Raw genomic sequence first — 26,018 nt, forward strand, 5'->3', positions numbered from 1 at the left:
CTCTCCCTTCCGCAATCTGTCTATCAGTCCAGCGTCACGTTGGCGACCGCCTGAATCTGCACGTTGTTGTCAAGTTCGTTAAAGGAAAGCACCACGGCACGCGGATAAAACTGCTGCAGCAGTTTGCTGAAATAGATCCGCACCACCGGGGAAGTGAGGATCACCGGGGTGGCAACCACGTCCTTCACCTTGGAAACGCAGTCGGTCAGCTTCATAATGATCTTCTGGGTCGTCTGCGGGTCCAGCGACAGGTAAGTCCCGTGCTCGTTTTTGCTGATGGAACCCACGATCGCTTTTTCCACCTCGCTGTCCAGCGTGATCACCCGGATCTGACCGCCGTCCGCCCACTTGCGCGTGATGGTCCTGCGCAGCGCCTGCCGCACATATTCCGTCATCATATCCGGGTCGCGCGCCGCGGCGGCGTTGTTGGAAATCGTCTCCAGAATCGTTTCCATGTCCCGGATGGGAACGCCTTCCTTCAGCAGGGAGCAAAGCACTTTCTGAAGGTTGCTCTGTGTCATCACATTCGGCACCACGTCGGAGACAAGGGAGGCGTCGTAGCCCTTGACGCTCTCGAGAAGCTGCCCCACTTCCTGCCGGGAGAGCAGCTCGTCCGCGTGGCGGCGCACGGTTTCCGAAAGATGGGTAATGACGACCGAAAGCGGGTCGATGACGGTGTACCCGTAAATCTCCGCCATATCCTTTTTGTCCGGGGTGATCCACTTGCTTGGGATGCCGTAAGCCGGCTCGATGGTGTCGATGCCGTCGATCTCACCCGTCAGGTTGCCCGGGTCCAGCGCCAGGTAATAGTCCATCAGGATTTCTCCGCGGGCGACTTCCTCTCCTCTGATCTTAATGACATACTGGTTCGGGTTGAGAAGCCCGTTGTCACGCAGGCGGATGGAAGGAACAACCATGCCCATATCCACCGCGAACTGTTTGCGGAACGTCACCAGCCGCTCGATGAAGCTGCTGCCGCTCGATTCATCCACCAGCGGGATCAGGCTGTAGCCAAACTCCATTTCGACCGCGTCCAGAGGAAGCAGGCTGTAAATATGGTCGATATTTTTGTAGTAGGAGGTCTCGTCGTCCTGGGGCGCGGCGGCGCCGGCGCTCTCCCCCTGTTCGACCACCGCTGACTGCTCCAGTTTTCTGCGCAGCATCAGGCCGGAACCGATCAAAAAGGCGGAAAGCAGCACAAGCTGGACATGGGGCATGCTGGGAATCAGGTTCAGGGCAAACACGCCGCACCCGGCCAGCAGGATCACCATCGGCTGCGAGGAGAACTGGCGGGAAACGTCCTCCCCCAGCGTGGAGCTGGAAGCCGCGCGGGTCACGATCATGCCCGTCGCCGTGGAGATCAGCAGCGCGGGCACCTGCGAAACCAGGCCGTCGCCGACCGTGGCGATGGAGTAGATATTCAGCACCTCGCCGAACGACTGCCCGCCCTGCACCATGCCGACAATCAGCCCGCCGATGAAGTTGATGAACGTGATGACGATGGACATGATCGCGTCGCCCTTGACGAATTTGCTCGCGCCGTCCATGGAGCCGTAGAATTCCGCTTCGCGCTGGACATCATCGCGGCGCTGGCGGGCCGTCTGCTCATCGATCAACCCGGAGTTCAGGTCCGCGTCGATCGCCATCTGCTTGCCGGGCATCGCGTCCAGGCGGAACCGCGCCGCCACTTCGGAAACCCGTTCCGCGCCCTTGGTGATAACCAGGAACTGCACGAGGACGATAATCAGAAACACGACAAAGCCGACGACGATATTGCCCTGCAGGACAAACGTGCCGAACGTCTTGATCACCTGGCCGGCCGAACCGGAATTGGACAGGATCAGCCGCGTGGAGGAAATGTTCAGCGCAAGCCGAAACAGCGTGGTGATCAGAAGGATGGACGGGAAAACGGAAAAGTCCAGCGCGCTTCTGATGTACATGGTCAGGAGCAGGATCACCAGCGATAAGGAGATATTGAGGATGAACATCATGTCCAGCAGGGGAGCCGGAAGCGGAATAATGATGAGCGCGATAATGAAAATGACAAAAAGCGATACGACGTGGTTGAGCAGTTTCATCTTTCCTCTCCTTCCTGCTTCAGGCGGTAGACCCATGCCATGACCTCGGCCATCGCCTGATAAAATTCCTGCGGGATCTGAGCGTTGACCTCGACCGCCGCGTAGAGGGCATGCGCGAGCGGCCTGTCCTCTTTCATCGGAATGTGGTGCTGCTGCGCGATCTCAATGATTTTCAGGGCCAGATAGTCCTGTCCTTTGGCCACCACGACGGGCGCGCCGTCCTCCTCCGCGCGATACCGGAGCGCTACGGCGACATGCGTCGGATTCCGGACGATCACGTCTGCCTGAGGCACCTGCTGCATCATGCGCCGCCCTGAGATTTTGCGCTGTACCTGGCGGATTCTCCCCTTCGTTTCAGGGTTTCCCTCCAGTTCCTTGTACTCTTCCTTCAATTCCTGCTTTGTCATGCGGATATTGCGCTCAAAGTCCCACCACTGAAAAAAGTAGTCTGCCGCGGCAATCGCGATGAACACGAGCGTCATCTGGATGACCATATCCATGATGTCGTTCAGTATTCCAACCGCCGATTCCAGCAGGTCGCTGCCCATCATCGCGATGCAGCCCGCACAGATCTTCCTCATCTGCAGGTACATGACGTATCCGATCGCGGCCGTCTTGGCGATCGATTTCAGCAGTTCCGCAACCGATCGGATCGAAAACAGGCGCTTGAATCCTTCGATGGGGTTGATGTTGGAAAATTTGAATTTGATTTTTTCGCCGGAAAATTTGAATCTGGTCTGCATGCCTGTCGCCAATACGGCCGCGAGCAAGGACGAGAACAGAACGGGAGAGGACACGAGCAGAATCGCAACCCAGGCGTCCCGAAGAACATCCATGGCCCCCGACTGCGTCAGGGAGCTTTTGGTGGCGGCATAGGAAAGATACGTGACGATGAAATTGGACAGATAGCGGTAAAGATAAGGGAAGGCGATGCGGAGCATGACAAAGACCGCCAGAATGGAAAGGGAACTGACTACGTCGGCGCTTTGAAAGAGATTGCCCTTCTTCCGTTCGTCCTCCCGCTTTTTCGGCGTCGCTTTTTCCGTTTTGTTTTCCGACGAAGCCCCCGGCACCGCAATCCCCCCCTTCCACTAAGCCAGCGCGGCGTACAGACCGCTGATCCGGTCAAACATCAGGGTCGTCAGCCGCTCGAGAAACGAAGCGTAAGGCGGGACAAGGATGAGCATCACAAGAAAACCGATTAAAATCTTGAGCTGGATCTGGACGGTGAAGACATCAATCTGGGGCACCGCGCGCATCATCAGGCCGGTGCCGATCTCCCCGAGCAGCTGCACCGCCACCATCGGCAGCGACAGCTTCACCGCATAAACCAGCATTTGCCCCAAAAGAGCGGCAAGGCCGCCGAACAGGCTCGCTTTCAGCTGGAGCCCGTCGCCGTAGGGAACAACGGCGCCTAGCCTGACGAATACCTGAATCAGAGTGAGGTGCGCATTGGTGGCGAAAAACATCAGAAGATACATCGCATTGAGCAGCGAGGCGGAAAGCGGCATGGAAACGTCGCTCTGGGGGTCGTAAATTTTCGACATGGAAATGCCCACCTGCATATCCGACATTTCTCCGCCCATCACGATGACCGAAAGAAACAGCTGAATGATATAGCCGATCATAAAGCCGACCAGAAGCTCCTTCAGCCCGGAGACAAAAAGGACGAGAAAGGAGTGGATCTGAAGCGAGCGGTCCGGCGTCAGGCGGTAAGTAAACAGGGAAAGCATCAGCGTCAGCCCGATCTTGACTAGATTCGGCAGGTTGCGCCTGCCAAGGATCGGGTTAAAGAAAACGCAGCCCGTCATGCGCAGGAAGATCAGCATGAGAAGTGTGTAATTGTAATCCAGTTTCATATCCGCCCCGTTTTCAGTTCAGGGAAACAATCAGGCCAAAGATATACTGCATAAAATCGTTCATGACCTGCATGATCCACGGCCCCAGCAGGACCAAGACGGCGGCGATGGTGAACAGCTTCGGGACAAAGGCCACCGTCTGTTCATGGATCTGAGTCGCCGCCTGGAGGATGGATATGACAAGGCCGACCAACATGCTTGCAATCAGAATCGGGCTGGCGATTTTGAGGATGACCAGCATGGCGGCATGCATGATCTCCATGACTTTTGAAACGGTCATCTTTGAGCCTCCTTCAACCGCCTACAGGTGGAAACCTGAGGCCAGTGTTTTAAACAGCAGATCCCATCCGTCCACCAGAACAAACAGCAGCAGCTTGAACGGAAGGGATATCGTCGCCGGCGGGAGCATGATCATGCCCATGGACATCAGAGTGCTGGAGACGATCATGTCGATGATCATGAACGGGATGTAAAGGAGAAAGCCGATGATAAACGCCCGCTTGAGTTCGCTGGTCATAAATGCCGGGATCACCAGGGTGATCGGCATCTGCTCCGCGGGGGTCTTGCTGTCCTGCTTTGCAAGGTTGACAAACAGGTTCAGGTCTTCCTTTTTGGTGTTTTTCAGCATGAATTCCTTGAGCGGCACGCTCGCCTTCTGAAGGAACTCCTCCTGCGTGATCTTTTCCTCCTTGTACGGCTGATAGGCGTCCGTGTTGATTTTGGTCACGACCGGGGACATGATGAACAGAGTCAGGAAAAGGGAAATGCCGATCACCACCTGGTTCGGCGGCGTCTGCTGCAGCCCGAGAGCGTTGCGCAGAAAAGAGAGAACGATCACAATGCGCGTGAAACAGGTCGTCATAATCAGGATGGACGGCAGGAGCGCGAGGAGGGTGAGCATCTCAATGATTTCCAGGGTATTCGCGCCGTTCCCGTTAATATTGACGTCCACCGCGGCGGCCGAGGCCCTCATGGGCAGAAACACGGCTGCAAGAAAAAAAACTCCCGTCAAAAGCAACGCCTTTTTTGCGATTCTGCACCGGAGCGGCTTTTTTTCTTCAGTGCTTGTCAAGCTTATGTTTTTTACCATGGCCAGTCAAATCCAATCTGCCCTTCAGCGCGGCGTTCAGAGCATCCACAAAACTCCGCCCGTTCCCGGGTTCGGAAGAACGAAGCTCCATTTCGTCGATTTCCTTCAAAATTTCAACCCTGTCGGATGAAAACCCGATGAGATAGCAGCGGCCGCAGATCCGCGCGATGGCAAGCCCCTTGTCCTGGGCCAGCGCAACACGCTCCAGAATGCGGATGTTGGCCGTGTTCGCCGCGCTGTTCGCCTTTTTTGCCACAAACCGGCTGAGAAGGAAACACAGGTACAGGATGGCGGCAATTGCAACCAGCGCAAAAAGCAGCGGGAGAAGATCCGATGCATAGCTCATGCTCAGCCTCATTCAAATTCCTCCGCGGCTTTTCAGCCCAGGATACCCTTTACGGTTTTCATGATGCGGTCCGCCTTGAACGGCTTGACGATAAAATCCTTTGCACCCTGTTTGAGCGCGTCGACCACCATCGCCTCCTGCCCCATGGCGGAGCACATGATGATGTTGGCGTCCGGGTCCTGCGCCCTAATTTCCTTCAGCGCCTGCAGCCCGTCCATCACGGGCATCGTGATGTCCATGATGACCAGATCCGGCTTTTCGGCGGCGTAGTTCGTAACGGCAATCTGTCCGTTATTCGCTTCGATAATGTCGGTATAGCCGTTTTTTGACAGGGTGTCTTTAATCATCATCCTCATAAAAGCAGCGTCATCCACCAGCATGATTTTCTTTTCCATCGAGTATCCTCCTAAAACTTTGGAATAAATGTATTTTTAATTAGACCAGTTTCATAATCTCTTCGCTGTTCATTACTTCCGTAATCCGGACACCGTAGAAGTCATCCACCACCACGACGTTCCCTTTCGCAATGGCCTGTCCATTGACAAAAACATCGACCTGGGATCCGGCCTGTTTGTTTAATTCCACAATGGTTCCCGTGGAAAAGTCCAGGATTTCCTTGATTTTTTTGGAAGTTCGCCCGATTTCCACCGTGATTTGCAGTGGGACGGATAGAATCATGTTCAGATTGTTGCTCTCCCCCTTGGTGAGGGGCGGCTCAGGCTCGTCGAAGCTCGGGTAAGCCGCATTCCGGATATTGAGCTCGGAAGGAGCCGGCGGCGCGGAGGCTGCCGTCGGAGCCGGCTGGGGACCCGGCTGCTGCGGGGGCGCTGTCTCCCCCGCGGGCTGAGGTTCCGGGGGCGGGACCGGCTGAGACGCCGCCGGGGCGTGCACCGGCGCCTCCGGCGACGGGGCCGCGGCATTCTCCCGCTGGGCGGAATCCAGTCCAAAATTGGAAACCAGTTCCTTTGCCAGGGAAATCGGCATGACATTGATAAACTGGCTGTTGATCATGTTTCCTATCATCAAGTTGAAATAGACCGCGACGATATCTTCGTTGCCCTCAAAGTATTTCTCCTTGAACTTTTCGGAATTGTCAATGGAGAAAGAATTCGGCGGAGAAATATTGATGCTTCTGTTCAGGAACTGGGAAAGCGCCGTGGCGGCGGCACCCATCATCTGGTTCATCACTTCGCAGATCGCGCCGACATTCATCTCGTCCATGACGAATTCCTGGTCGGAAAAATCCGTCTGGAGCAGCAGGCCCACGATGACCTTGACGTCCGACTCCTTCAGAATCAGCAGATTTTTTCCGGAAAGCCCCTGAACATAATTAATTTCGACGGCGATGGCGGGCTCATATGTTTTGATATCGAATTCGCTGGTCTTCATCAGCTTAACCTCCGGCGTCGTGATGTTGACCGGCTGCCCAAGCAGTTCCGATACGGAGGTGGCGGAGGAACCCAGACTGATATTCAGAATTTCGCCGATCGCGTCTATCTCCATATCGGAAAGCAGCTTCTCTTGCTTTGGCTCCAAAACAATCACCTTTTTTCAAATATATAGTTAGTAAAGGACTTTCCCTATTTTAACGGCGTAATTTTTTTTCTTTACGCCGATCCTGCCTGTAAACCATCTCAGCTTTTCAACTTGCAGGACAACGGAGTCGTCCGCGACGGGTGACTCCAGCGGAATGACATCGCCCCTTTGCAGCTCGAGCAGGTCCCTTAGGGTGATTTCTGTTTTTCCAAGAAGCGCCGAAACGGTCAGCGGCGTATCTTTCAGGCTCTCAAGGATCTGTTCCCTGCGCTGTTTTTCCACCGCCGGGTCAAGTTTTCGATTGATTTTCACATATTTGGAATCAAAAATTTTGAAAATCTCTTCCAGCGAGCTGGCGGGAAGACAGATGTTGATGTTTCCCTTCAAGTCATTGAGCGTCACCTCGATGACAACGATGGCCGCGGACTCGTCCGGCTGGATGAACTGGATGAGCTGGGAGTTGGTTTCAATTCCATCCAGCGTGTGTTCCACGTCGACATAGTTCCCCCACGCGTCTTTTAAAATGGGAGCAATCTGCTGAAAGAGGTAATTCAAAAGCGAAAGCTCAATCTCGGTATAATCGCGGTCGACCTGATAACCGGTCCCGCTGCCCCCAAGCATCCGGTCCAGGATACAAAAGGAAATCGGCCTGGTCATTTCGACAAGGATCTGCTTGTCCTCAATGCCGTACTCCGCGCTGTGCAGCCCCATCACTCCGATCAGCACGGAATCGCTCAGCGCGTTGCCGAATTCCTTGTACTCTTCTTCTTCCACCTGAAGCACTTCCGCCTGGCAGTTCATGCGCAGGACTCCCGAAAGATGCAGGCTGAACAGCCGTGAAAAGCTCTCAAATATATTCTGCAAAAGCCTGATTTGCTCTCTTGTAAACTTTTTTGGGGAAAGAAAGTCGTAGTCCTTGACCTTCGGTCCGGAACTTTGCTCTTCGATTTCCTGAAAATCCATACTGCCGCTCTGCAGGCTCCCCAGCAGATCGTCTATCTGCTGCTGCGATAAAACTTCCGCCATACATACCCACCATTCCTTGCAAGGATTCTGTCACTTCCGGCCGCCGCGGCCGGCGAAAGATTAAGAACAGGCGTCACCCCGAGCTGCCGGGCGCCGCTTTGCTGGAGGCGTTGATCTCTTCATAGACTTTTTCCAGAACATCATCCGTCGTCCCATTCTTGGAGATGTAAATCTCAACCCGCCGGTTCTTCGCCCTGGTCGCTTCCGTCCCGTCGTCCGGGACGATCGGGCGGTATTCGCCGTAGCCTTCACTGACCATCTTCGCCCCGCCGATGATTCCCTTCGCCTGAACGTAAAGCAGAACGTTTTTCGCCCTGTCATCGGAAAGGCCGCGATCGAACGCCTGCCGTTCCGGCGTATTGGTCGCCGAGACCTTCGCCGTATGCCCATAAAAGCGGATTTCACCGATCTGGTCCGGAATATTGGCCATCGCGTTGCAAAGGTAATCGAGAATCACCTTTCCCTGCGTACGGAGGACGGAACTGTCCCCGTCGAAGAAAATGCTGTTCCGGAAAGAAAGGAACGTATATCCGTCCCCTTTATAGATCTTGACATTGTCGTCCAGATGATTCTTTTCAATATAATTTTTCAAATAGGCGTAGAGCTGGTCAAAATTCGTCACCTTGTCCACGAGCGGCTGGGATTCCTGGCCCAGTCCTTCGTCCGACGCGGCGGCGTCCGGCGCCCTGGAGGCGGTGAGCGCGGAGGGATCGATCACGACCTGCTGTTCACTGTTCACCGGATTCTTGGCGACGTTGGCAGTCAGCGCAAGAACCAGCTTCTGCCATTTGCTGGAGTTTAGGGTCGACATGGAAAACAGGAGAACAAAAAATGTCAGCAGCAGCGTCACCATATCCGCATAGGTATCCAGCCAGCTTGGGCCTCCGGAAGAATCATCCTGTTTCTTTTTTCTCATATTGCCACCTCATTCCCCGATATCTATATCGAATGAGCGTTATTTTTTGCTCTTTTTTTCTTTTTTAGGCTTTTTCCCTGTTTCCTGGTCTTCTCCCCTTTGCTTTTCACAGAGGAATGCATTCAGCCGCTGCTCGATATGCTTTGGGTTGTCCCCCGCCTGAATGGCGATGACCCCCTCCACAACGATCTCTTTGCAGAGGCGCTCCTCGTTATGGCGCATATGCAGCTTGTGGCCGATGGGAACCAGAATCAGGTTGGCCGCCAAAGACCCGTAAAACGTGGTGACCAGAGCGACGGACATTCCCTGCCCAAGGGCACTGGCCCCGCTGGAAGAGTCCATATTCAGGTTGCCCAGCATGTTGATCAGACCGATCAGCGTGCCGATCATTCCGAAAGCCGGCGCAAATGTGGAAGCTTTTTCAAAAAACTGCCAGCCCGCGGCATGGCGTTCGTCCAGAGAATCCAGTTCATTGTCCAGCATTTCCTTTACCTTTTCCGGGTCGATTGCGTCCACGATCAGCAAAATGCTGTTCTTGAGAAAAGAATCGGAATCGTCGAGCGCGTTCGCCTTTTCTTCCAGCGAAAGCAAACCCTTTTTCCGGGCCTCCTGCGCAAATTCCACGATGAGTCCTATGTACTTCTGGGGATCGTACCGGTTCCTCTGCAGGGTGATTTTCAGCTGGGCGGGGATTTTTTTGAAATAGGAAATCGGAAAAGCAATCAGGGTGGAGGCGATGGTTCCGCCGAAGGTGATCGCCATGCTCTGATAATCGATAAATCCCTTCATCGCGCTCATATCGGTAAAGTTGGTAATACCGAAAAAAATCAGGCCAAGGCCGGCGATCAAGCCGATAATTCCTGTAAAATCCATGAACTTAACACTTCCCTGAACCTAAGATTTATTTCTGGGGTTTGAGTCCTTCAATACAGATCATGTTTTTATAAATCATCCGCTGATAGGCGATGATTTTCCTGAGAATGTCCTCCCGCTCTTCCTGAACCAGAAAATATTTTCCGGTCGTGAGCGAGATCTTGGTTTCCGGTATGCTTTCAACCGTTTCGATCAGATTGCAGTTCAGCATAAAAGGGGTGCCGTTCAATTGCGTCAGTTCGATCATTTTCCTTCCCCCATCCACAGAAATCGCCGTCCCTTCCCGGGAACCGGGAAGGGGTGGCGCGTTCCTTAACGGACCATGTTGACCAGGGTTTCCAGCATCGTGTCCGCGACCGTGATGATCTTGGAGTTCGCCTGGTAGCCTCTTTCGGTGGTGATCATGTTGGAAAATTCGTTCGCGAGGTCCACGTTGGAGGACTCCAGCGCACCGGTCACCAGTTTGCCGGTAGCGCCTCCGCCCGGCACCGCGTAGGCAGCATCGCCAGAGTTTTTGGTGGCTTTATAATAGTTGCCGCCCTCCTGCTCAAGCCCGGCGGGATTTACAAAGTGCGCCAGCGCAATTCCTCCGATTACTACCGGGTCCCCCGAACTGGAGTCTATCCCCGTGATGGTGCCGTCTGCGGCAATGGAAATACTGCTGTATGATTTTGACGTACCGCAAGTAATAGTATCAGGATCACCACTTGCAAAAGTTTTGTCCTGAGCGCCTAACACTAAATTGCCGTTCCCGTCGACCAAATCGCCGGAACTGTCGAACGAAAGGGCGCCGACGCGGGTGTATTTGTAGCCGCTCGCCCCGTCCCTGACAACGAAATAGCCTTCGCCGTTGATGTAGCAGTCGCCGCTGTACCCGGTGGTCGACATGCCGGCGCGCCCGGTGTCCACCGAAACGGAAGACGCGGTGGAGCCGTAGCCGACCTGGCTCGGATTGACGCCGCCCGTGCCGTTTGTAGTGTTCGGCGCCGTCGCGTCGGTCAAGGTCTGGTACAGCACGTCGCTGAACAGGGCGCGCGAGGATTTGAACCCATAGGTGTTCACGTTCGCGACGTTGTTGCCGATCACGTCCAGCGCCGTCTGGTGCGCCTTGAGTCCGGCCACGCCGGAGGACATTGCTCTCATCATAGTAGATTACCTCTCCTTCGTTTGGAACCGCACGGGCTTCTCCGTCATTCAAAGCCCGATAACCCCCTCGAAAGGTCCGGTTATAAGATTACGGCTCCGTCAATATTGGTGAATATATTTTCCTTCATTTCCCCGCCGCTCATCATCGTGACGACCGTCGAACTGGGAACATTGACGATAAACGCGGTGTCTCCGCTCATCATTAATGCGTCGCGAACGCCTTTTTCCTTCGCTTTCGCGGCCGCGCCGTTCATCTTCTCCATCAGTTCGGGGGAAACCTCGATCTGCCTTGCGTCCATTCGCTGCAGCGCGTGCTTGGAAAAGGTCAGGCCGCCCTGCACGTTTTTCAAGACTTCGGAAAAACTGTTCTTGCCCGCGGCGCCGGTTTCTTTGGTTCCCGGGCTTTTGCCGTCCGGCTGGGCCGGATAAGCCGGGCCGATCCAGGCGGAATAATTTTTCCGGAACTGGATGTCGTTCATTGTTTCGCCGCCTTTGGTTTCAAGTGGTATCCGGGGTACTTGCGGGATCTGTGGAATCATCTGCGGAATCATCCGTGGAACCGTCGGAAGAAGAACCGCCCGACGAGGCGTCCTTCATCACCATAACCACATCGGAAAGATTGTAAACCGTGTTGTCGCTGTCCAGCAAAATCGCGCAGCCGTCGGACCCAAAAGCTGTGTTTTCGACGACGCCCTGTTTGATGACATATTGGCCGGTCGTGTCGTAGGTCCCCACTTTCACGGTTTTTCCCACAAGGGAAGCCGCGTATTGATACTGCGAATACTGAGTGAGCTGGCTCATCGCCTGCAGGGATGAAAACTGCGCCAGCTCCGCGATGAATTCCGTGTTGTCCGTCGGGTTCATCACGTCCTGATTTTCAAACTGCGCGGCCAGGAGCATCAGAAAGTCGTTCATATCCAGCGTGGAGTCCGAGCTTGTCGTCGACTCAGTATGGTTCGCTGAAGATTCCAGGCCGGACGAATAGGTGCGGTTCAGGGTCCCGTAATTGGTAATTCCAAGGTTATTCAAACTTTTTCCCTCCTTTTGTTACCGTGCGTATGCGCCGATCCGCTGGATCATGGAAAGAAAGTCGCCTGTGTTCAGTTCGGCAGACACGGATTCAACGCCGTTTGATTTGTCCCTGCGCGGCTCGTCCCGCTTTTGGCGCCGGTTCCCGGAGGCGTCCCCGCCGTCCGACTGCTGCCCGTACCACTGCGCCGCCTGCTGGTCCGGAGTTACCGTCTGCACGTTCTGCCCGGTGGAAGCCTGCAGGATGCTGCGGATCTCGGAAGAGCCGGAAAGCAGAAGGCTTTGAGTCTTGGGGTCCGCCGCCGCAATTTCCACGGTCAGCAGCCCGTCCTGAGAAGTGAGCTTTACGGAAACCTTCCCCAGCGATTTTGGATAAAGGTCCATCTGAAACTCGGTTTTTCCGCTCCGCAACTGATGCACGGCCGCGTCCGCCACCTGCCGGGACGGAGAGGTCTCCGCCTGTGCCGGCTCGCCGGAAACCTTGATGACGACCTTTCCATTGCCATAAAGGGCCGGCAACCCGCCGTTTGCGGCGGCAGCGCCGCCCGTGCCGGAATCTTTGGCATCCGGAGGATGAGTCTGTGCCGGGCCGGCCGCTCCTTGCAGGGGCTGCGCCGTCCCGTCCTCCGCAGCATTTTTCCCTTCCGCGCCGGTTGTCCGGCTGTCTCTCTGTGCGTCGGACGGACCCCGGGTTTCACGGTCATAAGAGCCGGGAGCCGACGCCGCGACCTGCCGCCTGAAATCGGGACTCTGAAATTCCCGACGCCCTGAATCGGCCGGAGCGGATGCCTGCTGACCCGAAATCCCATCGTTCTGCGCAGGCGGTTCCGAAACGGTCCGGTCCGCCGTTCTGGGCGACGCGGAGTCTTGGCCTGAAACCCGGGCCGTCTCTCCTTCGGGCGGGAAAGCCTGTCCGGTTTGCCCCGGCCGGCCTGCCTGCTCCTGCGGCGGAATCCCCGCCGCCAAAACCGCGCCGGTGCCGTCCGATGCGGAACCGCCGGGTCCCGCCGCCGGCTGATCTTTTCCCTGGAAAGCCGGCTGACCTTTCACCGAAGCGAAAGCGGCGGCGGCATCCGGCGAAACGAGCGTCTCCGACGGCAGCGCGCTTTGCGGCGCCTGGCCGGCGTTCGTCCCAGCCGGAGCCGATTGATCCGCTTCTGCTGTCCGTTCCTTTTTCCTGCCGCTGCCGGCCTTATCCGCTTTGGAATCCTGTTCCTGATCGGCGGTCTTTCGAGCGGAACCGCCCGCGCCCTGTGTCGAACCGGACTGTCCCGCGGCGGCTTTCAGCATGGAGCGGAACTGATCCGTATCCTGCGTTCCGCGCGACGTTTGCCCGGTCGAAGGCACGTTCGCGTTTACTGTGCTGATGATCTGCTGTACCATTGCAATTCACCTCCTTTCAAGGAAAATCTCTATCTAAAAAATACATTTAGACAGCAATGCTGTTACGCCGTGCGGCACCCCGAGGAGTCCTTCCGCCGCGAGACAAATTCCTCGATCAGCTGCTCCTGTTCCTTCCGCCCCTGGGCTTCGTAATCCTTCCGCTGCGATTCCCGGAGTTTTTCCAGCCCCGAGATGTCGCTTTTCATTTTTACGATTTCCTCCTGCTTGGCGGCCGCCGCCCTTTGCACGGCCGCCCGCTGCGACTCCAATTTGCGCACCTGGCGGTCCAGTTCGGCAAAATATCTTTTGTAAACCGCAATGCCGCACGGTTCCACCCCGGCCTTCATCTCCAGAACCAGCGTCCGGTTCAGGTCCGAATATTCCTGCTTCATCCTGAAAATCCCCTGTTCCAATTCGCGAATTTTCATTTGGAGCTGCGCCATTTCATTTTTGAGCATATCCAGCGTTTCCTCTTTGTAACGCAGGACGCTTTCAAGGGAAAACACAAATTTTTTCAATATTAAATCCCCTTCATCCTGTTTTCGGTCTCCTCATAGGAAAACGATTCGTCCACCCGCTGCGTGAGAAACTGATTGATCTGGTCGATTTTGCCGACGGCTTCGTCAAGCCTTTTGTTCATGCCGGGTTTATAGGCGCCGATGGAAATCAGGTCGTAATTCTGATTGTAAGTGGAAAGAAGATTCCTGAGCCGGGCCGCGGCCGCCTGATGCTCCTCCGAGGTGATGTCCGTCATAAGCCTGGAGATGCTGGCCCCCACGTCGATGGCAGGGTAATGGTTCCTCGCCGCAAGAGTTCTGGAAAGCACGATGTGCCCGTCCAGAATTCCGCGCACGGTGTCCGAAATCGGCTCGTTCGTATCGTCTCCCTCCACCAGGACCGTGTAAATCCCGGTGATGGAACCCGTTTTGAAATTCCCGCTCCGCTCCAGCAATTTTGGGAGCTGCGCGTAAATGGACGGCGTATATCCCCTCGCGATGGGGGGTTCGCCCGCCGCCAGCCCGATTTCCCGCTGCGCCATGGCAAAACGCGTCAGAGAATCCATCATCAGCAGAACGTCTTTTCCCTTGTCGCGGAAGTATTCCGCGATGGCCGTGGCCACGGAAGCGCATCTGGCCCGGAACATGGCCGGCTGGTCGGAGGTGGCCACCACCAGCACCGAGCGGGCGAGCCCATCCTTCCCCAGGTCCTTCTCGATGAACTCCTTCACTTCCCTGCCGCGCTCGCCGACCAGGGCGATCACGTTGATATCCGACCGTACATTTTTCGCGATCATCCCCATCAGCGTGCTTTTTCCCACGCCGCTTCCGGAAAAAATACCGATTCTCTGGCCTTTGCCGATCGTAAGGGGCCCGTCGATTGCCTTGATGCCGAACGTCATGGTCTCGCTGATGCGGGGCCGTTCCAAAGGGTTCACGCAGGAGGAATCCACGTCGTAGCGCGCTTCGGCCTCGATGTCCCCCAATCCGTCGATCGGTCTTCCGGCGGCGTCCACGGTCCTGCCCTTCAGCCCTTCTCCGACCGGAACGCGCAGCTTGTGCCCGGTCGATTCCACAATGCTGCCCGGCCCCACCCCGCGGATGTCCCCGTAAGCCATCAGCAGCACGTTGCCGTCGCGGAACCCGACCGCCTCCGCTTCGACGGGCGGTTCCCCGTTCTGGCCGCCAATGGTGCAAATATCGCCGATTCTGGCGTCAAGGCCAGTGGTTTCCATCATCATGCCGACGATATTTTTCACTTTTCCCTTGTAACAGAGCGGGTCGATCTTTGTGACGATTTCACAGGCAGACCGTAAATCAACCATCTGGCTTGTTCCTTTCAGGAGTTACCCCATTTCGGTTTGGCCGGATTCCTCCAGCGCCGACTGAATTTTTCTCAACTGGGTGTCGATTCCCGCGTCGATGACCTGATCCGGCATCTCGATGACGCAGGATTCGTCGCTGATTCCCGTTGTAACGACCACCTTTACGCGGTCGGATACGGCCTGAAGCTCCTGCGCGATAGAGACGTCGGCCTTGGTCAGCAGATTTGCCGTGTTTCCTGAAACATAGATGCGCACCCACGCCTGGTTGCGATAGGAATCGACCGCGTTCTGGATGATGGTGTGCAGCGTTTTCGGGTCGGTTTCCAGCTCCTTTTTGACAATGGCCCTCGCTATGGTCACCGCGAGATCCTTCAGGTCGGATTCAAATTTCGAAAGGATTTCCGTTTTGGATTTTTCAACGGACTGGATCATCTCGCCAAGCTCATTGAGGCATTGCCGGTTTTCCGCCTCCGCCTTTTTTGCCCCCTCTGAAAGGCCCTGCCTCATGCCGGACTCCATTCCGGACTTTTCGCCCTCTTCCCGGCCATGCGCGAAACCCTCCCGGTATCCCTGTTCTTGGGATTCCCGAAGCTCCCGGTCCGCATGTTCCGCGCAGTCGCGGAGCTGTTCCGAACGGTAATTCTGCGCTGATTCCACAATCTGCTTTGCTTTCTGGAAGGCCTGATCGAGAACCAATCTGCATTGGGCATCCGGCGATACGTCCGCGCCGGCGGCCGCGCCGGGGCTTTCGATAAACGGGTTGTACTGGGAGGCTTTGATTACCTTACTCAATAATCTCGTCCTTCCCTCCCTTAGAAATTACCAGCTCGCCTTCGCTTTCCAGGCGGCGGATCACGCCGACGATGCGCTGCTGCGCCTCTTCCACGTCCCTCAGGCGGACATTGTGCGTATATTCCAGATCCGATCTGACCGTTTCGGCCGAACGCGAAGACATGTTGGCAAAAATCGTGTCGGCAACCTCTTTATTGGCCCCTTTGAGCGCATAGACAAGGTCTTTCGGATCGACCTCGCGCAGAAAACGCTGGATGGACATGTTGTCCAGGATGACAATATCCTCGAACACGAACATCTTCTGACGGATCTCCTCCGACAGCTCCGCGTTTTTGCGGCCCAGCTCGTCGAAAATCGACTTTTCGTTGGTGCGGTCCATGTTGTTCATGATATCGGCGACGTAATCCACTCCGCCGAACTGGGTCATGTCAACGCTCAGGACATTGGAGAATTTATCGGAAAGGTTGTTTTCCACGATCTTGACCACGTCCGGCATGATCCGGTCCATGGTGGCGATCCGCTGGACGACATCCGCCCTCTTTTCCGGCGGAAGGTCCGCGATGACTGTCGCGGCCTGGTCCGCGCGGGCATAGGAGAGAATCAGCGCGATCGTCTGCGGATGTTCATTCTGAATGGCGGTCAGGAGGTTTTTGTAATCCGCCTTTCTCAAGAACTCAAAAGCCTTGGAGCGAAGCGACTTGGTCACCCGTTCCAGAAGCGAGCTCGCCATCTGCGCGCCGTAGGCCTTTTCCAGGACGTTGCGGGCGTACTCCACTCCCCCGTCCGTAATGACCTTCTGGGTCAGGCAAAGATTGTAAAAATCGCCGAGGATATTTTCCACTTCATCGGGCGGCAGATTGGTCGTCCGCGCGATTTCATACGTGAGCTGTTCGACTTCCTCTTCGCGGAGATATTTGTAGATTTTAGAGGCGGCGTCGGTCCCAAGCGCGATAATGACGGAAGCGGCTTTCTGTGCCCCGGTAACCTTGTGTTCAGGCATTGTCGTCCTCCCCCTTCAGCCAGCTGCGGATCAGCTGAGCCGCAATCTCCGGATTCTGGGAAGAAAATTCCTGCAGGTCCTTGCGGACCTTTTCCTCTTTTCCTCCGGTCTCCTTGCGGATCTGCTCGATGGATTCCGTGGGAATGTCGGAAACGGGGGAACGGCCCAGCCCCTCCAGGCTGATTTCTTCCCCCTGCGCCAGGTTTTTCTCAAGCTCTTTGATCCGCTTTTTCCTTCGCCTTGAAAGGAAGACGACCGTCAGGATTACGATCAGGAGGAATCCGCCGGCGCCGGCCGCGAGAATTTTCCAATCGAACGGAAGGGCGTAGCCGGCCGGCTGCGCATTGGCGGGCTGCGCGGAGCTGTAGAAATTTCTGCTCATGACGTCCACCTTGTCGGCACTGACGCCCGAGGCAAAGGCCACCGCGTTTTTCAGGTTGTTTATCTCCGTGTCCGTCATTCCGGGGTCGTTGACGATCACGGAAACGGTTACATCCTGCAGCGCCGCGGCGTCGCCCTGGACCTGTTCCTGAACCTGGCTGACAAGGTATTTATACGACGCGCTGTCTTTTGACGTGATGATGTTTCCGTTGACCGTCACGCCTGGATACGTCGTCGTCTCCGTATTGGATTCGGCCCCGGCAGCTCCGCCGGTTCCGGAGGCATCCTGGGTCACCTCGTGCTGTTCCTCGCTTTCGCTGACGACCCCTTTCCCGTCACTGGTCGTCGGCTGATAGGTAATGATATTCTTGATTGTCTTGTCAAGGTCCATCTGGCTTTTGACGCTGACGCTGACATTGTTCTGCCCGTAAATCTCCGACAGGTGGTCCACAATCTTTTTTTCCAGACTGTCTTCATATTGCTTTTCAATTTTCAGCTTGAATTCCGTCAGGTTCATCTGGACGCTGCCGGAACTGTCGGAATCCGCGGACTCCAGCTCTTCTCCCGTGGAATTGTCAATCACGGAGACGTCCTCTGTTTTCATGTTGGGGACGCTTTTGGAGACCAGCTGCTTGATCCCGTTCACCTGCTTGGCGCTCAGGGCCTGTCCCGATTTCAGCTTGATCGCGACCGAGGCGGTGGGAGCGCTCTCCTTGTCGTCCCAGGCATAATCCGATTCATCCGGGATGCTGATGGTCACATAGGCGTTTTCGATCGGGTCCTGGGTCTTGATCACGTCCTCCAGCCTCTGGTTCAACTGATATTTCTCGATGACTTTTTTTTCATAATCGGTCGTCATCGCATTGATATTGCTGGTGAAAAAATCGTAAGTCGGAGCCGATTTCGGATGCCCTTCGTTCGCGAGCTGCATTCGCACGGAATCTTCCTTGTCCGACGGAACGTAAATGGAATCGTCGTCCTCCCGGTAAGAGATGCCGCTGTCTTTCAGCTCCGTCATGACCTCAACCGCTTCGTCATGGTCAAGCCCCGAGTACAGAACCACATACTGCGTACGGTTCAAAAGCAGTCCCAGAACGACGGACAGCAGAACTACCCCGCCCAGAGAAATGAAAATAATTTTTTTCGTCTTTGAAGATAGTTTCATCCAAAAGTTCTTGACTGGCTGTATGTATTTCTTAACTTCCTTCATCATTCGGCTCAGAACCGCCCTTTGCGAGAATTCGTCAGACGCTCATTCTCATAATCTCATTGTAGGAATCAAGGACCTTGTTCCGCATCTGGACCAGCAGATCAACGGACAGGCTGGCTTTCTGTGACGCAATGTAAATATCGTGCAGATTATCCGACTGTCCGGTCGTCATTTGATAGACCTGGTCGTTCAGAGAGGCGTCCGTCTGCTTGACATTGTCCACGGCCTCCTGAAACAGCGACTGGAACGGCAGCCCCGCGGGCTGCGCCTGGCTTCCCCCGGAAACGCCGAGCTCCTCCGGCGTGCTCAGCTTCTGAATAGGCACAATTGGATTCATTGTTTATCACTTCCAGATTTCCAGCGCTTTGCTGGCCATGCTTTTGACCGCGTTAAGCGCGTTAATATTGGCTGAATAAGCCCTGGTCACCGACATCATGTCCAGTGTTTCCTTGGTGACGTCGACATTCGGCATCTGAACATACCCCTGCTCGTCCGCGTCCGGGTTGGACGGGTCGTAGACCGTGTTAAACGGGGTCTGGTCCTCTACGATCCCCTCCACCTTCACTCCGCCGGGGACCTGGGAAGAAGCATCTAGCTCATTGTTCAGAATCGAGCCAAAGCCGTCTTCCGCGCCGTCCGCCGAGCGGTAAACCACCATTTTTCTGCGGTACGGTCCGCCCGCGTCGGTGCGGGTGGTCGAAGCGTTCGCGAGATTCTCGGAAATAACGTCCATTCTGAGCCGGCTGGCCGTCAGCGCGGACCCGCTGATGTCCAGTGAACTGAGAAAAGCCATAAAAAAGCCCTCCTGTTTTTCTTAATCTTAAAATTATTTAGATCTATTTAAGTTCCGCCGCCGATTGCGGTTTTCAGCCTGGAAAATACATCGGAGACTGTCTGAAGAGAATAATAATAGTTCATTTGCGTTCTAAGAGACTCAATATCCTGTTGCTCCAGATCCACTCCGTTGCCGTCCGCGCGGAACATTTCGTCCTCCGCCTCCGCCGTTTCCGGCTGCACGCTCTCAATGCCGCGCATCTGCCCGCCGGCCGTCTCACCGCCTGCGACCTGGGCACGCAGCTGATCTTCGAACGAAACGCTCTTGGTCTTGTAACCCGGTGTTTCAAAATTGGCAATATTGTCCGAGACCGCCTGTTGCCTTGCCCACAGGCCGTCCAGATCCTTGCCGAGCAGCGACGTCGTCACGCTATCGATCCAGTTCATCGTTTCCACCGTCTTCCTTTCGTCCGCCATATTATGAAAAAATTCAACACTAGTGAATATTTATTTATTTTTGCTTTTCCCCGGAAAGTTCGGCGATTGATTTTTCATACATATAGCGATGGTGTTTTTCCCATCTTTTATAAATGAAGGAATGCTAGATATTGGGATGAAAAAAGGAAAAATATTCTTGATATATTATCATACAGTATGCGACAAAAGTCAACATATTTCGAGCTTTTATCGAAATTTTCTCTGTCAATTATAGAAATAAACGCTTAATGAAAACGCCGGTCAAGCTTCCCGTTTTACAAATCGGACTTTTTCGCCGCCCAAACTAAATTTTTGAATGGAACAGCCGATAAACAATTCAGAGGTGAACGTCGGATGCGGATCAAAGACACTGGTTTTTCCCTGTTTCCTTATTCACAGATCAAGGACAAGGGAAGTGCGGCACAAACGGAGGCCGCTGTAAAAAACACGAAAGAAGCGTTTCAGGGCAATAGGAGCCAGGGTGTTCGCGCCGACAGGATCGAGCTTTCCCCCCGTCAGGAGGAGTCGTCCGATCGGCTGATCGACAGCCTGAAAAACAGCATCTGCGAAGAATTTGGCAGAGACGCCGGCGCGGCGAGACTCCAGTACCTGAAGGACGCCGTAACCAGCGGAAGCTATTCGGTGGATTCCGGCGCGCTGGCTGAGATGCTTCTGTCCGAATGATATCGTCCTGCGGGCAGCGGGAGGAGGGAGTAACCGGATAATGGATGAAAAAACATCCGAAAACATGATTTCTTATTTCGCCCGGCTGCTGGAGTTCTACCGGAAATTCCTGGATTTTGAAACCGAGAAGCAGGGATATCTGGAACAGGACAAGCTGGACAGGCTGGACGAATGCATGAAACGGGAACAGGCCTTTGTCCTGAAGGCACGGGGCCTGGAGCAGGAGCGCGCCAGGCTGATGCAGAAAACCCCGCAGCCTCAGGCGAATTTTCGGGAGATCATCCCCCTGTTTCCCTCTGGAAGCAGGGAACAGATTCAGGAGCTGTATGAAAAACTTTCTTCCGTGCTGGCCGAGTTGAAAGAGACAAACCGCCGGAACAGCCTGCTGACGGAGCGCAAGCTTCGCCGGGCGTCCGGCGTCCTGAACCGGCTGAAGGGCCGGACGGAACTGCAGAAAATTTACGGGCGGAAAGCCGGGGACGGCTCCCCGTCCGCCGGTTTTCTTTCTAAAAAAATATAGAAAGGCGGCGTATGCCATGAGTTCAACCTTTGACGGATTATATATTGCAAAAAGCGGGGTGCAGGCTGCGCGGACCAATCTGAACACCACCGGTCAGAACATCGCCAACGCAAACACGGCCGGCTATACGCGCCAGCGGGTGGATCAGAGTTCCGTCGCCCCCACCAGCATCAACATGCTTTACGCGGGGACCGGCGCAATCGTCGGCGAGGGCGTGACGACAACCGGGATCAGCCAGCTCAGAAACAAGTTTTTAGACGGACAGTACCGCACGCAGAACGCGCAGTCCGGGCTGACCTCCACGCAGCTCAGCGCCCTGCAGGACATCGAGGACGCGCTGAACGAAACCTCCACCGATGGGATCAGCGCCGCTTACAGCGCCCTTGTCAAACAGCTGGAGGGCCTGACTTCCAGCGGCAGTTCGACCGCGACGGAAAGCACCGTCAAGGAAGCGGCCTCCCTGCTGGCCACAAAGCTCAACACGGCGGCGAACCAGCTTGAAACCATCCGGAACCAGCAGTATAATTATCTGGATCAATACGGGGTGGACAAAGTAAACACCCTGCTGAAGAACATCTCAAGCCTGAGCGACCAGATCAAAAGCGCGGATCTTGCCGGCTCCCCCGCTCTGGAACTGCTGGACGAGCGGAACTCGATGATCGACGAGCTGTCGCAATACGTCAATGTGAAAGTGGTAGAAACGCCGACCGATGTCGGCGCGGGCAAATCGGTGGACACGCTGTCGATCTATCTGGCGGACAGCAAAGGCGATGCGCTCTCCGGCTCCTACCCTCTGGTCGACGGCAACCAGTATTCCGAACTTGGCGTGACCGGCAGCGCCGAATCCGCCGGCCTCACGGTCTCGGGCCTGACAAAGGACGGCGTCAATTTCTCGGTCGAATCCGGAGCGATCGCCACCGATTCGGACGGCAAGCTGACGTCTGACATCGACTCAACTTACGATTTCACCTTGGGAAACGGCACCGCCGTATCCATCAATATTACGGCCAGCGCCGGAGACACGATGGAGGACCTTCTCGCGAACGCCCAAACGGCCTTAAATGATGCCTCGCTCAACGTCACCGTGGGACTCTCCAGCGACGGGACGCGGCTGACCTTCACGCCGACCGACGGCTCCGAATTGTCCGTCACCGACTCCGGGAGCGACCCGCTCGGCCTGTCCCATTCGTCTCTGGACCGCGGCATTGGGAATGACGACTTTCAGGGCGGCAGCCTGAGCGGATACCTCAGCCTGCTCAATGACAACGGCGAATACGATAAAACCTCCGCCGACGATACCACCAACAACAGCCGCGGAATCGGATATTACGAAAACATGCTGGATACGCTGGCGCAGCAGCTGGCCAGCGTGATGAACGCCGACAACAGCACCAACGATACCGGGGACAACAAGCCGATTTTTACGGACTCCGCCGGCAATACCGTCGACGCGTCGGGCAATTCCACCATCACCGCCGCCAATATCCGGGTTTCCCCGAAATGGGACGATCCACAGTACAGCGAAGGGTATCTCACCCTTTCAAAGGACACTTCGAATTCCGGCGACGATTCAAGCGGCTCCAACAGCAATATCACGCAGATGATCACCGACCTGACAACCAGCAAGTACACGCTTTCCACTCCAAACGGCGTCAGCCTCTTCACGGGGACGATGCAGGAAGCCGTGGACAACGTTTCTCTCACGCTTGGGCAGGACATCGACGCGGTCGACGCGCAGGACACGGCAAACTCCACCATGCTGAATAATATCGACACGCGCCGGCAGGCGCAGTCGTCCGTGGATATCAACGAAGAGGCCATCAACCTGATCGTCTACAATCAGGCTTTGTCGGCTTCGGCCCGGTTCATGACGACGGTGGACGAATGTCTTGATACGCTTATCAACAACATGGGCATCGTAGGAAGGGGTTAATCAGCCATGAGAATTACAAGCGGGATGATTTCCAGGCAGTACAACAGCAACTTGAATCAGGCGACTTACCAGCTCAATAAGGCCGCCACCACCGCTTACGATTACCGCGCGTTTGAAAAGCCCTCCGAAGACCCGTTTCTGGCCGGGCAGACCTTTCAGGTCCGCCGGCAGCTTGGTCTGAATGAGAGTTATTCTTCCAACATTTCAAGTCTGAAAGGCGAGGTTTCTTCCGCGACCAGCACGCTGGACACGGTTTACGGCATTCTGACGAACGCAAAGACCAGCATTCTGGCGGCCATCACCGCCTCAACAAGCGAGTCCGACCGGGACATCTATGCAAATAAACTGGAGACGATGCAAAAAGCGATTCTTTCCGACATGAACGCCGAATACGGGAACCGCTATCTCTTCTCCGGCGCGGGCGGATACGGCGAGGCCCCGTTTTCCGTCGACAGCAGCGGCAACCTGCTGTACCGCGGCATCAACGTCGACACAGGCGAAAACACCAACGGCGCTTCCGCCACAATCAACTACGACTACACGGACGCCGACAATGTCACAACGGCGAAGACCATGCAGATCGATTTCGGGACCGGCATTTACGATAAGCTGAACGGCTATACCGTTTCCCTCTCCGTCAGCGGCACTTCCAACACCGTCTCGGTCGATACCGCTGGAAAGACCATTTCCATCACAATGGAAAACGGCGCCACTAAGCAGGGGCTTCAGGATTTTCTCCAGGGCAGCGATTTTCAGTCGGCGCTCTCTTCCATTGATTCGAGCATTACCGCCGACGACGTAAAGCAGATCACCATCAGCGGTCTGGACGAGCCCGGTGTGGGAGACGACGCCATCAGCGAAAGCGGAACGGTTTCTTCCTCCGTTTCAGGCGATTTTTCCGCCTTTAGCTACAACGACGCCGACAACATCTCAGGAACCCTCCGGATCAATTTCAGCGGAGCCTCGACTTCCTACGAAGGGTATACCGTCTCCCTCGGCACGGGGGCATCCACAAACACGGTCAGCGTCGATAACGACAATAAGACAATTACCATCCGGCTGCAGGATGGCGCAACGCGAAGCGATTTGCAGTCCCTCCTTCAGTCGCAGGTAGACGGCGGTATCGACGTCACTTTGGACGCGGGGGACGCAATTTATGAACCCAAAACTTCCATCTCGTCCGGAATAACCAATTTCGTCGATCTCGCGGATCTGGCAAAGGAAACCTCTTATGTGGATATTGGCCTCGGAATAAAAACGGACGCGAACGGGAACGTGGTTGATCAGAGTGCTTTCAACGCCGCGATGCCGGGCATCAGTTTTCTCGGCTACGGGACGACCACGGAGGGCGGAACCAGTATTCCGAACAATGCTTATTCCCTGCTCGGCAGGATGGCCGACATCCTTCGAGACGGCAGCATGAGCGGCGAGGACCTGATAGACACGCTGGAGCCGTACACTGACGCTTTCAACGACGCTATGGATGAATTCTCCTCCCAGAAGGCGCAGCTCGGGACCGACGCCACCTTTTTGGACAGCACCAGCACCTTTATTACCAATGTCAACCTGAATCTGACCCAAAAGGACGAGGATGTCGAATATGTCGACACAACAGACGCCATCACTAATTATTCCATGCAGATATTCTGCTATCAGGCGGCCCTGCAGGTCGGCAGCAGCATTTTGCAGCCGACCCTGCTGGATTTCATGAAATAACGACAATCGGCGGACCGAGCGCCGCATGTTTCGGAAGGGAAAGTTTACATGCTGATCGCCATCGAAGGCCGTGACTGCCCGGTTTGTGAGACCATCCGTCAAAGTCAGCCGGACGGCGGCCTCGCTTATCTTCCTTCCGTTTCAGTCCGCTTTCTTCTGGAACCCCGGGAGCTGCGTCTCCAATATGAAGCCGGGCGCCTGCGTTACGACCTGAACTGCGGCGGCGATTTCCGCTCCGGGCCCGGCGACGCGATCCAGCTTTACCGCAAGACCGCCGCGATGTTTGCAGCCGCGCCTTCGGGGCCGGACGGCGGGCCTTTCAACGAAATCGCCTGAACAGACCTCCGGCCGGGACGCGGCTCCGCCGGTCACGGCTCTGGAAAATCCCGCGTTTTGAGTTTTTTCCGCCGCTCCGGGAAAATGAACGGCGGAAATTGCCGGTTTCGTCTGGCAAGATTGTTCCGGGATACTCCCGGAACAATCTTGAATTTCGGGCCGCAGCGCCATACTGCCGGAAAGGAGAATTCCTATGAAATCAACATCCGCCGGGGCGGAGCCAAACGCCGGGAATCAAAAAAATATCATTCGGTTTGAAGATGGAATCTACGGTTTCGAATCAGTGAAGGAATTTGTTCTGCTGCAGCAGGACGAAACACAGGCGATCTGGTCCCTGCAGGCGGCGGATTCTCCCTATCCCTCCCTGATTGTCATCGATCCCTTTTTGATTTTTCCGGATTACGGCCCCGTCCTCTCTCCCGCGGATCTGGAGCACCTGGGAAATCCAAGGAAAGAAGATCTCTGCATTCTGGCGGTCGCAGTGATCAAGCGGGAACTGAAAGATTCCGTCGTAAACCTGAAAAGTCCGGTGGTCATCAACGTTCCGGGAAAGACCGGCAGGCAGGTAATCCTGGAAGACAGCAGCTATCCCATTCGCTGCAAACTGTTTCGAAGCGGCACGGCGGGGAGGGACTGACATGCTGGTAATCACAAGGAAAACCTCCGAGTCCATCCTGATCGGCGACGAGATCGAGATCACTGTAACCGAAATCGGTGCGGAGCGGGTCAAAATCGGAATCAACGCCCCAAAGGGCGTTCCGATCCTGCGGAAGGAGCTGCTGGAAACGCGCGAGCTGAACCGGGAGGCCAGCGCTGCCTCCGGACCGCGCGAAATGGCGGAACTGCTCAAGCTGCTGCATTTGCATGGAGTGGAGGAGCAGGCGGACCCGAAAAAAAAATAGGGAAAAAAGTCTAATATTATCGCCGATCCTGCCGATATATAGCATAGGTCCGGTTGGAAGATTCTTCCGCCTGTTTTCGCTCTCACAAGGGCCCGTGCGGCGAAGCCGCCGGAAGGGCTCCGTCGGACCGATCAGGAAAGAGAAAGGACTCTCTTTCCCCGCGAACGGCGGATACGCCGCGCGGAAATT

31 protein-coding genes are annotated in these 26,018 nt (G+C 55.5%); 7 read left to right on the forward strand and 24 right to left on the reverse strand.

Annotated features, from left to right (window positions below; all coding sequences use genetic code 11):
• Positions 1-23: 23 nt before the first annotated feature.
• The 24 genes from flhA to flgB form a co-directional block, all read right to left on the reverse strand.
• Positions 24-2,078 (reverse strand): flagellar biosynthesis protein FlhA, encoded by a 2,055-nt coding sequence (gene flhA / locus EQM14_RS13395; RefSeq protein ID WP_128743685.1) that lies wholly within the window; start codon positions 2,076-2,078, stop codon positions 24-26.
• Positions 2,075-3,151 (reverse strand): flagellar biosynthesis protein FlhB, encoded by a 1,077-nt coding sequence (flhB, locus tag EQM14_RS13400; RefSeq protein WP_128743686.1) that lies wholly within the window; start codon positions 3,149-3,151, stop codon positions 2,075-2,077. Before flhB ends, flhA begins: the two co-directional genes overlap by 4 nt.
• A gap of 18 nt (positions 3,152-3,169) precedes the next feature.
• A complete protein-coding gene (locus tag EQM14_RS13405; protein ID WP_128743687.1) occupies positions 3,170-3,937 on the reverse strand; it encodes a flagellar biosynthetic protein FliR in 768 nt (255 codons plus the stop codon).
• A 13-nt stretch (positions 3,938-3,950) separates the two neighbouring features.
• The gene (fliQ, locus tag EQM14_RS13410; protein WP_128743688.1) at positions 3,951-4,217 is read right to left on the reverse strand and encodes a flagellar biosynthesis protein FliQ; all 267 of its coding nucleotides are present in this window, start codon (positions 4,215-4,217) and stop codon (positions 3,951-3,953) included.
• A gap of 21 nt (positions 4,218-4,238) precedes the next feature.
• Positions 4,239-4,910 carry a flagellar type III secretion system pore protein FliP gene (gene fliP / locus EQM14_RS13415; protein ID WP_305764112.1) on the reverse strand — a complete coding sequence of 224 codons (672 nt, stop codon included), beginning with the start codon at positions 4,908-4,910 and terminating at the stop codon, positions 4,239-4,241.
• A gap of 85 nt (positions 4,911-4,995) precedes the next feature.
• Positions 4,996-5,385 carry a FliO/MopB family protein gene (locus tag EQM14_RS13420; RefSeq protein WP_243112538.1) on the reverse strand — a complete coding sequence of 130 codons (390 nt, stop codon included), beginning with the start codon at positions 5,383-5,385 and terminating at the stop codon, positions 4,996-4,998.
• A 20-nt stretch (positions 5,386-5,405) separates the two neighbouring features.
• Positions 5,406-5,768 carry a response regulator gene (locus EQM14_RS13425; protein ID WP_128743690.1) on the reverse strand — a complete coding sequence of 121 codons (363 nt, stop codon included), beginning with the start codon at positions 5,766-5,768 and terminating at the stop codon, positions 5,406-5,408.
• 40 nt (positions 5,769-5,808) lie between these two features.
• On the reverse strand, positions 5,809-6,909 hold the full coding sequence (fliY, locus tag EQM14_RS13430; RefSeq protein ID WP_326974804.1) for a flagellar motor switch phosphatase FliY: 1,101 nt from the start codon (positions 6,907-6,909) through the stop codon (positions 5,809-5,811).
• 27 nt (positions 6,910-6,936) lie between these two features.
• On the reverse strand, positions 6,937-7,935 hold the full coding sequence (gene fliM / locus EQM14_RS13435; protein WP_128743691.1) for a flagellar motor switch protein FliM: 999 nt from the start codon (positions 7,933-7,935) through the stop codon (positions 6,937-6,939).
• A gap of 73 nt (positions 7,936-8,008) precedes the next feature.
• Positions 8,009-8,851, reverse strand: a complete 843-nt coding sequence (locus EQM14_RS13440; protein WP_128743692.1) for an OmpA/MotB family protein — start codon at positions 8,849-8,851, stop codon at positions 8,009-8,011.
• A gap of 39 nt (positions 8,852-8,890) precedes the next feature.
• Positions 8,891-9,724, reverse strand: a complete 834-nt coding sequence (locus tag EQM14_RS13445; protein WP_128743693.1) for a motility protein A — start codon at positions 9,722-9,724, stop codon at positions 8,891-8,893.
• Positions 9,725-9,752: 28 nt separating this feature from the next.
• Positions 9,753-9,971: a flagellar FlbD family protein gene (locus EQM14_RS13450; protein ID WP_128743694.1), complete on the reverse strand. Its 219-nt coding sequence runs from the start codon at positions 9,969-9,971 to the stop codon at positions 9,753-9,755.
• Positions 9,972-10,036: 65 nt separating this feature from the next.
• On the reverse strand, positions 10,037-10,870 hold the full coding sequence (locus tag EQM14_RS13455; protein ID WP_128743695.1) for a flagellar hook-basal body complex protein: 834 nt from the start codon (positions 10,868-10,870) through the stop codon (positions 10,037-10,039).
• 80 nt (positions 10,871-10,950) lie between these two features.
• Positions 10,951-11,349 carry a TIGR02530 family flagellar biosynthesis protein gene (locus EQM14_RS13460; RefSeq protein ID WP_128743696.1) on the reverse strand — a complete coding sequence of 133 codons (399 nt, stop codon included), beginning with the start codon at positions 11,347-11,349 and terminating at the stop codon, positions 10,951-10,953.
• Positions 11,350-11,368: 19 nt separating this feature from the next.
• Positions 11,369-11,899: a flagellar hook assembly protein FlgD gene (locus tag EQM14_RS13465; RefSeq protein ID WP_128743697.1), complete on the reverse strand. Its 531-nt coding sequence runs from the start codon at positions 11,897-11,899 to the stop codon at positions 11,369-11,371.
• 18 nt (positions 11,900-11,917) lie between these two features.
• Positions 11,918-13,282 carry a flagellar hook-length control protein FliK gene (locus EQM14_RS13470; protein ID WP_128743698.1) on the reverse strand — a complete coding sequence of 455 codons (1,365 nt, stop codon included), beginning with the start codon at positions 13,280-13,282 and terminating at the stop codon, positions 11,918-11,920.
• Between the two features lie 62 nt (positions 13,283-13,344).
• The gene (locus tag EQM14_RS13475; protein WP_128743699.1) at positions 13,345-13,800 is read right to left on the reverse strand and encodes a flagellar export protein FliJ; all 456 of its coding nucleotides are present in this window, start codon (positions 13,798-13,800) and stop codon (positions 13,345-13,347) included.
• A gap of 2 nt (positions 13,801-13,802) precedes the next feature.
• Positions 13,803-15,104: a flagellar protein export ATPase FliI gene (gene fliI, locus EQM14_RS13480; RefSeq protein ID WP_128743700.1), complete on the reverse strand. Its 1,302-nt coding sequence runs from the start codon at positions 15,102-15,104 to the stop codon at positions 13,803-13,805.
• A 21-nt stretch (positions 15,105-15,125) separates the two neighbouring features.
• On the reverse strand, positions 15,126-15,896 hold the full coding sequence (locus EQM14_RS13485; RefSeq protein ID WP_128743701.1) for a FliH/SctL family protein: 771 nt from the start codon (positions 15,894-15,896) through the stop codon (positions 15,126-15,128).
• A complete protein-coding gene (gene fliG, locus EQM14_RS13490) occupies positions 15,889-16,896 on the reverse strand; it encodes a flagellar motor switch protein FliG (RefSeq protein WP_128743702.1) in 1,008 nt (335 codons plus the stop codon). Before fliG ends, EQM14_RS13485 begins: the two co-directional genes overlap by 8 nt.
• A complete protein-coding gene (gene fliF / locus EQM14_RS13495) occupies positions 16,889-18,442 on the reverse strand; it encodes a flagellar basal-body MS-ring/collar protein FliF (RefSeq protein WP_243112539.1) in 1,554 nt (517 codons plus the stop codon). Before fliF ends, fliG begins: the two co-directional genes overlap by 8 nt.
• A gap of 79 nt (positions 18,443-18,521) precedes the next feature.
• A complete protein-coding gene (gene fliE, locus EQM14_RS13500) occupies positions 18,522-18,824 on the reverse strand; it encodes a flagellar hook-basal body complex protein FliE (protein WP_128743704.1) in 303 nt (100 codons plus the stop codon).
• Positions 18,825-18,830: 6 nt separating this feature from the next.
• On the reverse strand, positions 18,831-19,280 hold the full coding sequence (gene flgC, locus EQM14_RS13505; RefSeq protein ID WP_128743705.1) for a flagellar basal body rod protein FlgC: 450 nt from the start codon (positions 19,278-19,280) through the stop codon (positions 18,831-18,833).
• A gap of 47 nt (positions 19,281-19,327) precedes the next feature.
• Complete coding sequence (gene flgB / locus EQM14_RS13510) at positions 19,328-19,708, reverse strand: flagellar basal body rod protein FlgB (RefSeq protein ID WP_128743706.1); 381 nt, start codon at positions 19,706-19,708, stop codon at positions 19,328-19,330.
• 384 nt (positions 19,709-20,092) lie between these two features.
• Here flgB and EQM14_RS13515 point away from each other — a divergent pair, with 384 nt between their 5' ends.
• The 7 genes from EQM14_RS13515 (at position 20,093) to EQM14_RS13545 (ending at position 25,829) form a co-directional block, all read left to right on the forward strand.
• Positions 20,093-20,422 (forward strand): flagellar biosynthesis anti-sigma factor FlgM, encoded by a 330-nt coding sequence (locus tag EQM14_RS13515; RefSeq protein ID WP_128743707.1) that lies wholly within the window; start codon positions 20,093-20,095, stop codon positions 20,420-20,422.
• Positions 20,423-20,462: 40 nt separating this feature from the next.
• Positions 20,463-20,942 carry a flagellar protein FlgN gene (locus EQM14_RS13520; protein ID WP_128743708.1) on the forward strand — a complete coding sequence of 160 codons (480 nt, stop codon included), beginning with the start codon at positions 20,463-20,465 and terminating at the stop codon, positions 20,940-20,942.
• 16 nt (positions 20,943-20,958) lie between these two features.
• Complete coding sequence (gene flgK / locus EQM14_RS13525) at positions 20,959-22,875, forward strand: flagellar hook-associated protein FlgK (RefSeq protein WP_128743709.1); 1,917 nt, start codon at positions 20,959-20,961, stop codon at positions 22,873-22,875.
• A 6-nt stretch (positions 22,876-22,881) separates the two neighbouring features.
• Positions 22,882-24,591 (forward strand): flagellin N-terminal helical domain-containing protein, encoded by a 1,710-nt coding sequence (locus tag EQM14_RS13530; protein ID WP_128743710.1) that lies wholly within the window; start codon positions 22,882-22,884, stop codon positions 24,589-24,591.
• Between the two features lie 48 nt (positions 24,592-24,639).
• Complete coding sequence (locus EQM14_RS13535) at positions 24,640-24,927, forward strand: hypothetical protein (RefSeq protein ID WP_128743711.1); 288 nt, start codon at positions 24,640-24,642, stop codon at positions 24,925-24,927.
• A 193-nt stretch (positions 24,928-25,120) separates the two neighbouring features.
• Positions 25,121-25,564: a flagellar assembly protein FliW gene (gene fliW / locus EQM14_RS13540; RefSeq protein WP_128743712.1), complete on the forward strand. Its 444-nt coding sequence runs from the start codon at positions 25,121-25,123 to the stop codon at positions 25,562-25,564.
• Between the two features lies 1 nt (position 25,565).
• Positions 25,566-25,829: a carbon storage regulator gene (locus EQM14_RS13545; protein ID WP_128743713.1), complete on the forward strand. Its 264-nt coding sequence runs from the start codon at positions 25,566-25,568 to the stop codon at positions 25,827-25,829.
• The last annotated feature ends 189 nt before the right edge of the window (positions 25,830-26,018 follow it).

This window comes from Caproiciproducens sp. NJN-50, assembly GCF_004103755.1.
Lineage (GTDB): Bacteria > Bacillota > Clostridia > Oscillospirales > Acutalibacteraceae > Caproicibacter.